General features: G+C 57.3%; 6 protein-coding genes and 3 rRNA genes. 7 read left to right on the top strand and 2 right to left on the bottom strand.

Features of this window, described 5'->3' with window-relative positions; all coding sequences use genetic code 11:
* Window positions 1–191: 191 nt before the first annotated feature.
* Window positions 192–887, bottom strand: a complete 696-nt coding sequence (locus BN1241_RS03980) for an SOS response-associated peptidase (RefSeq protein WP_054952426.1) — start codon at window positions 885–887, stop codon at window positions 192–194.
* 154 nt (window positions 888–1,041) lie between these two features.
* On the opposite strand from BN1241_RS03980, the gene ligA reads away from it, so the two are divergent.
* Entirely contained in the window at window positions 1,042–3,435 is a 2,394-nt protein-coding gene (gene ligA / locus BN1241_RS03975; protein ID WP_054952425.1) for an NAD-dependent DNA ligase LigA, read from the top strand.
* A gap of 93 nt (window positions 3,436–3,528) precedes the next feature.
* Here the strand turns inward: ligA and BN1241_RS03970 are convergent, their stop codons facing one another.
* The gene (locus BN1241_RS03970; RefSeq protein WP_054953786.1) at window positions 3,529–4,788 is read right to left on the bottom strand and encodes a phospholipase D-like domain-containing protein; all 1,260 of its coding nucleotides are present in this window, start codon (window positions 4,786–4,788) and stop codon (window positions 3,529–3,531) included.
* A gap of 85 nt (window positions 4,789–4,873) precedes the next feature.
* On the opposite strand from BN1241_RS03970, the gene gatC reads away from it, so the two are divergent.
* From gatC to rrf, 6 genes are all read left to right on the top strand, one after another.
* Entirely contained in the window at window positions 4,874–5,173 is a 300-nt protein-coding gene (gene gatC / locus BN1241_RS03965; protein WP_054952424.1) for an Asp-tRNA(Asn)/Glu-tRNA(Gln) amidotransferase subunit GatC, read from the top strand.
* On the top strand, window positions 5,170–6,663 hold the full coding sequence (gatA, locus tag BN1241_RS03960) for an Asp-tRNA(Asn)/Glu-tRNA(Gln) amidotransferase subunit GatA (protein ID WP_054952423.1): 1,494 nt from the start codon (window positions 5,170–5,172) through the stop codon (window positions 6,661–6,663). Before gatC ends, gatA begins: the two co-directional genes overlap by 4 nt.
* On the top strand, window positions 6,663–8,153 hold the full coding sequence (gene gatB, locus BN1241_RS03955) for an Asp-tRNA(Asn)/Glu-tRNA(Gln) amidotransferase subunit GatB (RefSeq protein ID WP_054952422.1): 1,491 nt from the start codon (window positions 6,663–6,665) through the stop codon (window positions 8,151–8,153). The genes gatA and gatB overlap by 1 nt, the downstream gene beginning before the upstream one ends.
* A gap of 443 nt (window positions 8,154–8,596) precedes the next feature.
* A 16S ribosomal RNA gene (locus BN1241_RS03950) occupies window positions 8,597–10,126 on the top strand.
* 332 nt (window positions 10,127–10,458) lie between these two features.
* Window positions 10,459–13,549, top strand: a 23S ribosomal RNA gene (locus BN1241_RS03945).
* Window positions 13,550–13,696: 147 nt separating this feature from the next.
* A 5S ribosomal RNA gene (rrf, locus tag BN1241_RS03940) occupies window positions 13,697–13,813 on the top strand.
* The 16S, 23S and 5S rRNA genes sit together here, the layout of an rRNA operon.
* Window positions 13,814–13,817 lie beyond the last annotated feature (4 nt).

Here is a 13,817-nt window from a genome sequence, read left to right as displayed (position 1 = left end):
ACGGCCTCAGATAGTCAGTCGAAATTCTATGAACCGGCTCGAACGAAGCTGGATTAGCGCAATCTCAAACGAGTTTGCTGAAGCAAGAGAAGAAACGATAAACGAAAGTGGCGGCCATGTGGTCGCCACTTTCGTTTATCGAATCGAGTTTGGCAGCCCCAGCCAGCGGGACGGCTCGATCTCCTATCTGGTTATCCGATGACGTCGGAGGCAGGGATCTCAACGATGTTGTCTGGAGTGTTGACACCGACCTTGCCAATATCGTGGCGCACGGGGATCGCAACAAGTTCCGGATTGGGGTGGGAGAGAATCTCGAGTGCCGCATCGGGATTCTCTTGGTGAGGGTCGAGCCAGTCGGAGAAGTCTTCCTGGTCGAGGATGCTGGGGACTCGTTCGTGAATGTCGGCAAGCTGGACGGCGGCCTCGGTGATGATCGTTGTGCTGAGAATCCATTCATCGCCGTCCTTCCACCACGAGTAGAGGCCGGCGAAGGCGAGCGGCTGCCCGTCTTTTCGGGTGATGTAGTACGGTTGCTTCTGGCTACCGACTTTCTTCCACTCGTAGTAGCCATCGCCGGGAACGATGCAACGACGCTTCTTCAGCGAGGGCGCAAACGAGCGTTTCTCGGCCAGAGTTTCACTTCGTGCGTTGATCATCTTTGCTGAAAAGGAACGATCTTTAGCCCAGGGTGGGAGCAGACCCCAGTGGGCGAGGTGGGCTTCGCGATGAAGGGTGTCGTCGTAGCGTTCCACAATGATTGGGACATTCGTGGTGGGTGCCACGTTGTAGTTCACGGGGCGTTCTTTCACGCCCTCGGTTATGAAGTCCAGGTCAAAAAGGCCGGGCTGTTCATCGAGTCTGGTGAAGGTGGCATAGCGTCCGCACATACGATCACACTAGTGGACTAATCCGTGAAGTCACAGATGCAAAGGTTTGGGGTTGGCGAAGGAAATGTTCGATTGCTCCCTCGTGCTTGCCTGAGTGTCCACGGGGTACGAATTGACACCCTGAAGGGTCTGCCTGCCAGGCTAAACTAGCGGAGTGAGTGCTGCAGACTTTTCGAGTGCCCTAGCCCGCTGGCAAGAACTGGCGGACGTGATTCGTCCTGCCCAGATCGCCTACTACAACGATGAGAGGGGCGAATCCCCACTCTCGGACGCCGAATACGACAGGTTGATTCGGGAAATGAGGGGGTTGGAAGAAACCTATCCTCAGCTCAACACCCAAGACTCTCCCACCCGTAATGTTGGTGCGGTTATTGACGAGGGCGCTCGCGGAGCTGAAGGGGCGAGCTCACCGGCCGCGTTCTCCCCGGTGCAGCACCGTGAACGCATGTATTCACTTGAGGACGCGTTCAATAAGGATGAGGTACGCGCCTGGTTTCAGAGGGTTGGTAAGGCAGAGAACGTTAACCCCAATGATCTCGAGGTGGTGTGCGAGGCAAAGATCGATGGTCTTGCGCTCAACATCCGGTACGAGGCGGGGCTTCTCGTGCAGGCAGCCACGCGAGGGGATGGCACCACCGGGGAGGATGTAACGGCCAACGTCGCAACCATTTCTGCGGTACCCCAAAAGCTATCGGGTGAGGACTGGCCGGATCTCATCGAGATCCGTGGTGAAGTCTTTATTCCCCTCGAAGACTTTGCAACCTTTAACAAGAGGTTGGAGGACGAGGGGCAGAGAGTGTTCGCGAACCCAAGGAACGCGGCCGCGGGGTCACTGCGTCAAAAGAACCCGGCCATCACCGCATCGCGCCCCCTCTCCTTTATTGCCCACGGCATCGGGCACGTAGAGGGTTCCGTCGCCCCGGTGGAAAACCAGATGGACATCTACGAGAGGTTGAAGAGCTGGGGGATCCCGATCTCTCCCTACAACGAGCAGGTCACCGGATTAAGCGAAGCACTCGATTTCATTGACCGGCTCGGGGAACGGCGCTCCTCGCTGCTGCACGGCATGGACGGAGCGGTCATGAAGCTCGCCTCCCGCGCTATGCAACAGGAACTTGGATATACGTCGAGGGTGCCCCGCTGGGCACTCGCCTACAAGTACCCGCCCGAAGAGGTCCACACGAAGCTTCTCGATATTGGTGTCCAGGTCGGACGAACTGGGCGAGCCACACCGTACGCGATCATGGAACCCGTCCTCGTCGATGGTTCCACCGTTTCCCAAGCAACCCTTCACAATCCTTCCGAGGTTGCACGCAAGGGCGTTCTCATCGGAGACACGGTCGTTCTTCGCAAGGCCGGCGACATCATCCCAGAAGTAGTTGCCCCCGTCTATTCACTGCGTACCGGACAGGAACGAGAATGGGTCATGCCGGCTCACTGCCCCAACTGCGGATCCGTGCTCGCGCCCAGCCGCGAAGGGGAGGCGGACTGGCGTTGCCCCAACGCACAATCCTGCCCCGCTCAGCTCACCGAACGCCTCGCCCACGTTGGATCGAGGGGAGCCCTCGACATCGAAGCCCTCGGCGCCGAAACAGCACTCATGCTGACGAACCCCGATGCTCGTAGGGAAGCGGCCATCGCCTCCCTCATCGCCGGACACACGCTCACCATCGATGGCAAGAAGGTGAACCTCGCTAGCAAGAAAGCCCAGGCACTCATCAGCGAGTACGGGGAACCCCAACCGGGCGACATCCACCCCGCCATCCTCACCGGCCTCGGCATCCCAGACGAACAGCAACCCGTCCTCGAAAACGAATCCGGTCTCTTCGACCTGACAGCGGACGATCTGCGAGACGTTTTCGTGTGGAGCGAGCAGCGAGTCAAGGGAGTCTTCGAAGGCGACTACCGCTACGCGAGGGCCGCCTGGACCAAGCCCAAGAACGTCAAGGACGAGGACGGCAATGTCAGCGAGGTCTCTGTCCCCACGAAGACAACCGAAACCCTGCTGCGCGAAATCGATGCGGCAAAGCACAAGGAACTGTGGCGCAAGCTCGTTGCCCTCTCCATCAGGCATGTCGGACCGACAGCCGCCCGCACCCTCGCCGCCCGCTTCGGATCGCTCGATGCGCTCGCGGAAGCCAGCGTTGAGGAACTCTCGGAAGTTGAGGGGGTCGGTATGACCATCGCCGAATCGATTCGCGAATGGTTCGACATCGACTGGCATCGCACAATCGTCAACAGGTGGCGGGATGCCGGGGTGGTGTGGGAAGAAGAAGCGACGGAAGACCTGCCCCAAACTCTCACCGGACTTACGATCGTAGCGACAGGGAGCCTCGAAAACTACACCCGGGACTCCGTCAAGGAAGCGATCGTGTCCCGCGGCGGTAAGGCCTCCGGCAGCGTCTCCAAAAAGACCGACTACGTGGTCGTGGGGGAGAATGCAGGCTCCAAGGCAACAAAGGCCGAGGAACTCGGTGTTCCCATCCTCTCCGAAGAAGACTTCACCAAGCTTCTCAATGAAGGACCCGAGGGAATAGTCGGTTCCTAGGTACGCGGTCCCGGAGAAGTTTCAGGATAAAGAGGCCCAAATGTTTGGTCCCAACGCCGTTATTCGGTGTTGGGACCTGACTCTGTTCTGTGTTTAGAGGATGACTCCGAGGGGGCGGAGAATGGATTCGAGAATCCGTGCCGCAAGGGGCCGTCCCGCCCATGTCTCTTTCGTGAGCTCTCGAGCGTTGGTGAGGTCGAGTTCGAAGATCTTCTCCATGAGCTCCGCATGAGAATCAGAATAGATCTCGACGTTGATCTCGTAGTTGCCGCGCATGGACAAAGCATCGAGGTTCGCGGTACCAACGGTTGACCACTTGCCATCCACCGTCAATGTTTTGGAGTGGACCATGGCGCCCTCGAACAGGAAGATGCGGACCCCGGCCTCGAGCAGACCCTGGTAGGAGGGGCGTCCCGCCCAGTCCGCCACGATGTGGTTCGAATACTCGGGGATCAGGACGCGAACATCGACCCCGCGTTTAGCGGCGGCAATGAGTGTTGCTTGAACATCGCGGTCGGGAATGAAATAGCCCATCGTGATCCAGGCCCGCGATGAGGCCCGGTCAACCGAATCAAGGTAGATGGAACGAATCGGGTAGGAGAGCCGTGCGGGCAGATTCTGCACGGCACGCAGCGAAGAGCTCCATTCGGAGGTGCCGCGGTCGGTCAGGCGCTCCTCGCCCCGAGGACGGTGGGTGTTCCACATGTCAATGAAAGCATTTTCCAGCTCCCAGCTTTGGGGGCCGCTGAGACGGATGTGAGTATCGCGCCAGTGATCGGCGTAGAGCCGACCGATGTTGTATCCGCCGATATAGGAGATGGTGGAGTCAACGATGAGAAGCTTACGGTGATCGAGGCCGGAATGGCGAACCATGCCAATGATGCGGCCGCGATTGAAGAAAGGGAAGCGGAGGACGTGCAGGTTCTCGTGCTTCGGGAAGTAACGGAATCGGGGATCCTGGTTGAGATTCCCAAACACGTCAACAATGACGTAGGTTTGGACACCACGTTCGGCGGCGGCAATGATCGCGTCCCTAAATCTTTGCCCGATGTCATCGGCTTTCCAAATGTAGGTCTCGAAATAGACGGACTTCGTGGCCTTGTCGATGTCGTCCAGCATTGACTCGTAAAGGTCGTGGCCGAACATGAAGGTCGTGATCTCCGTGTTTTGTACCGCGGTCTTCTTGGGACTGAAGTGCGGGAACTCCCCGGTGGGTGGTTCGCGGCGTTTGCGTCGCTCGTCGACGGCGATCACTGCGGTCACGGCGGCAACTTGAAGGGCAACTGTGACGGTGGCGGCAGTCTTTGCCAGGTTCCACAATCTTTTACCCGTCGGGAGGGAGAAACTCGTCATGGTGAGCATTCTACGTTGAAGAAATATCGAGATGCTGACCGACTGCTGAATATCGGCAAGGTCGATGTGGCATTAGACTGTCCACATGTCCGCTTTTTCTACTGATGAGGTCGCCCGCATGGCGGCGCTCGCACGTATTGCCCTGACCGAGGAGCAGATCCAACGGTACGCCGGTGAACTCGATGTAGTGACCGATGCCGTTGCGAAAGTTTCCGAAGTCGCAACCTCCGACATTCCCGCCACCTCCCACCCGATCCCGCTGAGGAACGTCATGCGGGAAGACAAGGTTGTGGACGGACTGGACCGTGACGCGTTCCTAGCTCAGGCCCCGGCCAGTGAAGACGGGAAGTTCCTCGTTCCCCAGATCCTCGGGGAGGAGGCGTGAACGACATTCTTCTGAAGTCCGCCACCGAGCTCGCGGATCTGCTCGTCACCGGTGAGCTCACCTCCGTCGAACTCACGACCCTGAGCCTCGAACGAATTAAGAAATTCAATCCGACGATCAACGCATTCCTCCACGTTGACGAGGAGGGTGCGCTCGCGACTGCGGCAGAGATTGATGCTCGCCGCGCGGCGGGGGAGAAGCTGGGGCGTCTCGCCGGCATCCCCATCGCCATCAAGGACAACATCGTTATTGAGGGAATGCCGACCACCTGCGGGTCGAAAATGCTGGACGGCTGGCTCCCGCCCTACAACGCGACCGTGATCCAGAGGATCCGCGACGCGGGCATGCCCATCGTCGGCAAGACGAACATGGACGAGTTCGCGATGGGATCCTCCACCGAGTTCTCGGCCTTCGGCCCGACCAAGAACCCGTGGGACACCGACCGGATCCCCGGTGGCTCGGGCGGCGGTAGCGCAGCGGCCGTGGCCGCATACATGGTTCCCCTCGCGCTCGGTTCCGACACGGGTGGTTCGATTCGCCAGCCCGGCTCCGTCACGGGAACCGTTGGTGTCAAGCCCACCTACGGCGCAGTCTCCCGCTACGGCCTCATCGCCATGGCGTCCTCCCTCGACCAGATCGGTCCCGTCACCCGCACCGTTGCCGATGCTGCGGCGCTGCAGGAAGTCATCGCGGGACACGACGAGCTTGACTCCACCTCTCTCCCGAATCCCGTCCAGAAGCTCGAAGAGCTCGTCAATGCAGCCGGAGACGTCAAGGGACTGAAGATCGGCATCGTCGAACAGCTGTCGGGTGAAGGCTTCGACAAGGGCGTGAGTGAACAGTTCGATGCGACCATTGCTCGGCTGGAAGAAGCCGGCGCCGAAGTCGTCACCGTGTCCTGCCCCTCCTTCGACTACGCACTGTCCGCCTACTACCTGATCATGCCGGCAGAAGTGTCCTCGAACATGGCGCGCTTCGATGGCATGCGATTCGGCCTTCGGGCCGAGCCCACCGAAGGACCGGTGACCGCTGAGCGTGTCATGGCGGAAAGCCGCGGCCAGGGATTCGGTGACGAAGTGAAGCGCCGCATCATTCTCGGAACCCACGTTCTGTCCACCGGCAACTACGACGCCTACTACGGTGCTGCCCAGAAGGTCCGCACCCTCGTCCAGCGGGATCTTGAAGAAGCCTTCGCGAAGGTTGATGTTCTGGTGACGCCGACTTCTCCGACAGTGGCATTCAAGTTCGGGGAAAAGGTTGACGACCCGATGGCGATGTACCTCAACGACCTTGCAACTATCCCCGCAAACCTCGCCGGTATCCCCGGCATGTCCGTCCCGTGCGGACTCTCGCAGGGTCTGCCGGTTGGCTTCCAGGTGCTTGCACCCACCTATCGGGATGACCTCATGTACGAAGTTGCCGCAGCTGTGGAAGCCGGTGCCGGAAACGTTCCCGGGTCCTGCCCGGCTGTTGAATGGGAGAACAACTGATGACTGAGCTCATGGATTACGACGTCGCGGCCAGCACCTTCGATCCCGTTCTCGGAATCGAAGTCCACGTCGAACTCGGAACCGAAACGAAAATGTTTGACGGTGCGCGCAACGCATTTGGTGGAGAACCGAACACCTTCGTCACCCCCACCTCGCTGGGCATGCCCGGATCGCTCCCGGTTGTTAACAAGAAGGCCGTTGAGTACGCCATCAAGATCGGCCTCGCACTCAACTGCACGATTGCGCAGTCGTGCCGCTTCGCTCGCAAGAACTACTTCTACCCAGACCTGACGAAGAACTACCAGACCTCGCAGTCGGATGAACCGATTGCCTACGACGGCTGGATCGACGTTGTTCTGGATGACGGTGAAGTGTTCCGCGTCGAGATCGAACGCGCACACATGGAAGAAGACGCGGGCAAGAACAGCCACGTCGGTGGCAGTGGCCGCATCCAGGGAGCCGAATACTCCCTCGTTGACTACAACCGTGCCGGCGTTCCCCTCGTTGAGATCGTCACCCGGCCCATCCCCGGTGCAGGCAGGCGCGCCCCCGAGGTAGCAGCCGCCTACGTCCGTACCCTGCGCGACATCTTCCGGGCACTCGAAGTTTCCGAAGCCCGCATGGAACGCGGCAACGTTCGCGCAGACATCAACCTGTCGCTGCGCGAAACACCCGATTCGCCCCTCGGTATCCGTACCGAGACAAAGAACGTCAACTCCTTCACCGCAATCGAACAGGCGGTGACGTATGAGATGAGGAGGCAGGGCCAGATCCTCGCCAATGGCGGGAAGGTCCTACAGGAGACCCGACACTTCCACGAAGAAGACGGCTCCACCTCCTCCGGCCGCGAGAAGTCCGATGCTGAAGACTACCGTTACTTCCCCGAACCGGACCTCGTTCCCGTTGCCCCCTCGGCCGAGTGGGTTGACGAGATCCGTCGCTCGCTACCCGAACTGCCGCACGCCAAGCGTCAGAGACTCCAAGAAGAGTGGGGCATCTCCGACCTCGAACTGCGCGACCTCGTCAACGCTCAGGCGCTCGACATTGTGGAAGAAACCGTTAAGGCAGGAGCAACACCGGCTGCTGCACGTAAATGGTGGACGGGAGAGATTGCACGATACTGCAACGAAAATGGGCTCGCTCTTGATGAAGCTCCAGTCACGGCAGCAGACATTGCTGAGCTCGATGGTCTTGTCCAGTCCGGCAAGCTCAACGACAAGCTCGCCCGTCAAGCACTCGAAGGCACTCTCGCAGGAGAAGGAAGTCCCGCCGAAGTTGCTGTCAAGCGCGGACTAGAAATCGTCTCCGATGATTCCGCACTGGAGAAGGCAGTGGCCGACGCGATGGCAGCGAACCCCGACGTGGTCGAAAAGATCAGGGGAGGAAAAGTGCAAGCCGCCGGAGCTCTCGTCGGTGCAGTCATGAAGGCAACCAGGGGACAGGCGGACGCCGCCAAGGTTCGAGAAATCATCCTGGCTCAGTTCGACTAGACCGAAAAAATCAAAAACAAATCAAAAATAATTAGAAAAACGGGGTCCGCGGGGCCCCGTTTTTCGTATTTCCGCAGGTAAACAGTGGTTTAACAGTGTGTGACTCAGATCAGTAACTAGCGTCACCTGAAAATAATTTGACCCCGCGCTTCGATCCGGCCTAAATTAATCAAGTTGCTTCCGGCAAGCCCGGGAACAACACCTCTGAATCCTAGGATTCGCAAGGCAACGAGGTGCAGATCACAAGATCTGAACTTGACAGCCAGGAAGCGGATGATACGATAGAGAGGTTGCTCCGGAGAGCTTCTCCTTAACGGAAGATGAACTCCAGTGGGTTGCTTGTTTTGAATCTCAATAGTGTGTCGTTTTTTGTTTTTATTGTTTTTTTGTTGATTTCTTTGTTTTGTATTTTTTATTGAGTCTGTTTTCGGATTCTTCTGTTTTTTGCGGAGAGTTTGATCCTGGCTCAGGACGAACGCTGGCGGCGTGCTTAACACATGCAAGTCGAACGATGAAGCCCTAGCTTGCTAGGTGTGGATTAGTGGCGAACGGGTGAGTAACACGTGAGTAACCTGCCCCCTTCTTCGGGATAAGCCTGGGAAACTGGGTCTAATACTGGATATTCTGCTTCTGCCGCATGGTGGTTGTGGGAAAGATTTTTTGGTGGGGGATGGGCTCGCGGCCTATCAGCTTGTTGGTGGGGTGATGGCCTACCAAGGCTTCGACGGGTAGCCGGCCTGAGAGGGTGACCGGCCACACTGGGACTGAGATACGGCCCAGACTCCTACGGGAGGCAGCAGTGGGGAATATTGCACAATGGGCGCAAGCTTGATGCAGCGACGCCGCGTGAGGGATGACGGCTTTCGGGTTGTAAACCTCTTTCGATAGGGAACAAGGCCATATTTTTGTGTGGTTGAGGGTACCTGTATAAGAAGCGCCGGCTAACTACGTGCCAGCAGCCGCGGTAATACGTAGGGCGCGAGCGTTGTCCGGAATTATTGGGCGTAAAGAGCTCGTAGGCGGCTTGTCGCGTCTGCTGTGAAAACGCGGGGCTTAACTCCGCGCTTGCAGTGGGTACGGGCAGGCTTGAGTGTAGTAGGGGAGACTGGAATTCCTGGTGTAGCGGTGGAATGCGCAGATATCAGGAGGAACACCGATGGCGAAGGCAGGTCTCTGGGCTATAACTGACGCTGAGGAGCGAAAGCATGGGGAGCGAACAGGATTAGATACCCTGGTAGTCCATGCCGTAAACGTTGGGCACTAGGTGTGGGGCTTTTGTTCTGCGCCGTAGCTAACGCATTAAGTGCCCCGCCTGGGGAGTACGGCCGCAAGGCTAAAACTCAAAGGAATTGACGGGGGCCCGCACAAGCGGCGGAGCATGCGGATTAATTCGATGCAACGCGAAGAACCTTACCAAGGCTTGACATACACTGCGATGTTCCAGAGATGGGGCAGCCTTCGGGGTGGTGTACAGGTGGTGCATGGTTGTCGTCAGCTCGTGTCGTGAGATGTTGGGTTAAGTCCCGCAACGAGCGCAACCCTTGTCTCGTGTTGCCAGCATTTGGTTGGGGACTCACGAGAGACTGCCGGGGTTAACTCGGAGGAAGGTGGGGATGACGTCAAATCATCATGCCCCTTATGTCTTGGGCTTCACGCATGCTACAATGGCCGGTACAGAGGGTTGCGAAGTCGTAAGGCGGAGCGAATCCCTTAAAGCTGGTCTCAGTTCGGATTGGGGTCTGCAACTCGACCCCATGAAGTCGGAGTCGCTAGTAATCGCAGATCAGCAACGCTGCGGTGAATACGTTCCCGGGCCTTGTACACACCGCCCGTCACGTCACGAAAGTTGGCAACACCCGAAGCCCGTGGCCTAACCACTTCTGTGGGGGGAGCGGTCGAAGGTGGGGCTGGCGATTGGGACGAAGTCGTAACAAGGTAGCCGTACCGGAAGGTGCGGCTGGATCACCTCCTTTCTAGGGAGTTTTTCCCGAAATCCACTGGACACTTATTTCACTATGCCTTTGTGGTGTGGTGGTGGCTGGTGGTGGCGATGTTCCTGCCGATGGGATAGTTGTGGTGCGTTCTTGATTCGCACCCGAAACAAGTGCAATTTGCAAAAGTTAATGGTTTAAACGGGAAACGGCATGCTGTTGGGGTTTGGGGTTAGCAGCCCTGGTGCTCTGCAACGCGGGCGGGATTGTGTTCTTGTTTGTGTTGTGTGGGTGGGTTGTTTGGTAACTGTATAGTGGACGCGAGCATCTTTGGTTTGTTGTGAATTGAAGAGTTCTAGTATTTGTTTTTTGTTGTGTAATTTTGTAGGGGCGTTCGGTGGATGCCTTGGCACTGGGAGCCGAAGAAGGACGTTGTAGCCTGCGATAAGCCTCGGGGAGTTGGCAAACAAGCTGTGATCCGAGGGTGTCCGAATGGGGAAACCTGGCCCACGTTATGGTGGGTTACCCGCACCTGAATGTATAGGGTGTGTGGGGGGAACGCGGGGAAGTGAAACATCTCAGTACCCGTAGGAAGAGATATTCCGTGAGTAGTGGTGAGCGAAAGCGGATGATGGCTAAACCGTGTGTGTGTGATAGCTTACGGGCGTTGCGCATGCGGTGTTGTGGGAGTGTATTGTCGGCCTGCCGTAATGGGTCGGGATGTGTGTTGTGTGGTAGTTGAACCTGGTGGGAAACAGGGCCGTAGACGGTGAGAGCCCGGTAGATGAAACTGCATGATGCGCTCTGGATATGCCACCCAAGTAGCACGGGGCTCGTGGAATCTCGTGTGAATCTGCAAAGACCACTTTGTAAGCCTGAATACTCCCTAGTGACCGATAGTGGATAGTACCGTGAGGGAATGGTGAAAAGTACCCCGGGAGGGGAGTGAAATAGTACCTGAAACCGGGCGCCTACAATCCGTCAGAGCCTCCTTTGTTGGGGTGATGGCGTGCCTTTTGAAGAATGAGCCTGCGAGTTAGTGGTGTGTGGCGAGGTTAACCCGTGTGGGGTAGCCGTAGCGAAAGCGAGTCTGAATAGGGCGTTTGAGTCGCATGCTCTAGACCCGAAGCGGGGTGATCTACCCATGGGCAGGGTGAAGCACGTGTAAGAGCGTGTGGAGGCCCGAACCCACTTCTGTTGAAAAAGGAGGGGATGACCTGTGGGTAGGGGTGAAAGGCCAATCAAACTCCGTGATAGCTGGTTCTCCCCGAAATGCATTTAGGTGCAGCGTTGCGTGTAGCGTGCTGGAGGTAGAGCTACTGGATGGCTGATGGGCCCCACCGGGTTACTGACGTCAGCCAAACTCCGAATGCCGGTTACGTTTGCGTGGCAGTGAGACTGCGGGGGATAAGCTTCGTAGTCGAGAGGGAAACAGCCCAGACCATCGGTTAAGGCCCCTAAGCGTGTGCTAAGTGGGAAAGGATGTGCAGTTGCAGTGACAACCAGGAGGTTGGCTTAGAAGCAGCCACCCTTGAAAGAGTGCGTAATAGCTCACTGGTCAAGTGATTGTGCGCCGACAATGTAGCGGGGCTAAAGTACACCGCCGAAACCATGGCAACAGCCTTCGTGGTTGTTGGGTAGGGGAGCGTCGTCATTGTGGTGAAGCCAGGGCGTGAGCGTTGGTGGAATGGTGACGAGTGAGAATGCAGGCATGAGTAGCGAAAGACGGGTGAGAAACCCGTCCGCCGAATGACTAAGGGTTCCAGGGCCAGGTTAATCCGCCCTGGGTTAGTCGGGACCTAAGGCGAGGCCGACAGGCGTAGTCGATGGACAACCAGTTGATATTCTGGTGACCGGCGAAGGACCGTTCAATGCTGAGGTGAGGGATACTAACCACCCAAGCTACCGCTGATGCCTTCGGGTGTTGGTGGTGGTGCGCGTGGGACCTGATCTTACGGTAGGCAAGCGTGTTAACAGGGGTGACGCAGAGAGGTAGCCACCGCGTGTCTTATGGCTTGGCACGTTTAAGGACGCAGCCCGTTTCCTAGGCAAATCCGGGAAACATGTGGGTGAGGTCTGATGATGACCCATTATTTTGGGGAAGTAGGGTGATCCTGTACTGCCGAGAAAAGCCTCGACGTGAGGGACTAGCCGCCCGTACCCGAAACCGACACAGGTAGTCAGGTAGAGAATACTAAGGCGATCGAGAGAATCGTGGTTAAGGAACTCGGCAAAATGCCCCCGTAACTTTGGAAGAAGGGGGACCTGAGCCTTGAAACACTTTGCGTGTTAGGGGCGAGGGTCGCAGAGACCAGGGAGAAGCGACTGTTTATCAAAAACACAGGTCCGTGCGAAGTCGTAAGACGATGTATACGGACTGACGCCTGCCCGGTGCTGGAAGGTTAAGAGGACTGGTTAGCTCACCTTGTGTGGGCGAAGCTGGGAATTTAAGCCCCAGTAAACGGCGGTGGTAACTATAACCATCCTAAGGTAGCGAAATTCCTTGTCGGGTAAGTTCCGACCTGCACGAATGGCGTAACGACTTCTCCGCTGTCTCGACCACGAACTCGGCGAAATTGCACGACGAGTAAAGATGCTCGTTACGCGCAGCAGGACGGAAAGACCCCGGGACCTTTACTATAGCTTGGTATTGGTGTTCGGTGCGGCTTGTGTAGGATAGGTGGGAGACTGTGAAGCATTGACGCTAGTTGGTGTGGAGTCGCTGTTGAAATACCACTCTGGTCGTATTGCACATCTAACTTTGGACCATGATCTGGTTCAGGGACAGTGCCTGGTGGGTAGTTTAACTGGGGCGGTTGCCTCCTAAATGGTAACGGAGGCGCTCAAAGGTTCCCTCAGCCTGGTTGGTAATCAGGTGGCGAGTGCAAGTGTACAAGGGAGCTTGACTGTGAGACTGACAAGTCGAGCAGGTGCGAAAGCAGGAACTAGTGATCCGGCGGTGGCTTGTGGAAGCGCCGTCGCTCAACGGATAAAAGGTACCCCGGGGATAACAGGCTGATCCTGCCCAAGAGTTCATATCGACGGCATGGTTTGGCACCTCGATGTCGGCTCGTCGCATCCTGGGGCTGGAGTAGGTCCCAAGGGTTGGGCTGTTCGCCCATTAAAGCGGTACGCGAGCTGGGTTCAGAACGTCGTGAGACAGTTCGGTCCCTATCCGCTGCGCGCGTTGGAAACTTGAGAAGGGCTGTCCTTAGTACGAGAGGACCGGGACGGACGAACCTCTGGTGTGCCAGTTGTACCGCCAGGTGCATGGCTGGTTGGCTACGTTCGGAAGGGATAACCGCTGAAAGCATCTAAGCGGGAAGCCTGCTTCAAGATGAGGTTTCCATCCAATCCTTCGGGGTTGGTGTAGGCCCCCTAAAGACTATGGGGTTGATAGGCCAGATGTGGAAGCACTGTAAGGTGTGGAGCTGACTGGTACTAATGGCCAAATAGATTACACAACACTGTAGAAAACAAAATGTTGTGCTCGATGTTTGTAACGAACCTGTTGTTCGCGTCCACTGTATGGTTACCACCCAACCCACTCGGGCCCGTGGTAACACGTCATGTAACTAAATATTGTTGTTTGCTGTATTGCTCCGTGTTTTTGGCGGTGGCTATAGCGGTGGGGAAACGCCCGGTCTCATTCCGAACCCGGAAGCTAAGCCCACCAGCGCCGATGGTACTGCACTCGGGAGGGTGTGGGAGAGTAGGACACCGCCGCCATTTA

The organism is Flaviflexus massiliensis (genome assembly GCF_001375495.1).
Lineage (GTDB): Bacteria > Actinomycetota > Actinomycetes > Actinomycetales > Actinomycetaceae > Flaviflexus > Flaviflexus massiliensis.
The sequence above is the reverse complement of the archived record's forward strand: the minus strand, read 5'-3'. Positions and strand labels throughout refer to the sequence as shown.

Excerpts from the sequence above, each read along its gene's own strand:
- BN1241_RS03980 (WP_054952426.1), bottom strand. The coding sequence starts at position 887 with ATGTGCGGACGCTATGCCACCTTCACCAGACTCGATGAACAGCCCGGC.
- BN1241_RS03970 (WP_054953786.1), bottom strand. The coding sequence starts at position 4,788 with ATGACGAGTTTCTCCCTCCCGACGGGTAAAAGATTGTGGAACCTGGCA.
- gatC (WP_054952424.1), top strand. The coding sequence starts at position 4,874 with ATGTCCGCTTTTTCTACTGATGAGGTCGCCCGCATGGCGGCGCTCGCA.
- gatB (WP_054952422.1), top strand. The coding sequence starts at position 6,663 with ATGACTGAGCTCATGGATTACGACGTCGCGGCCAGCACCTTCGATCCC.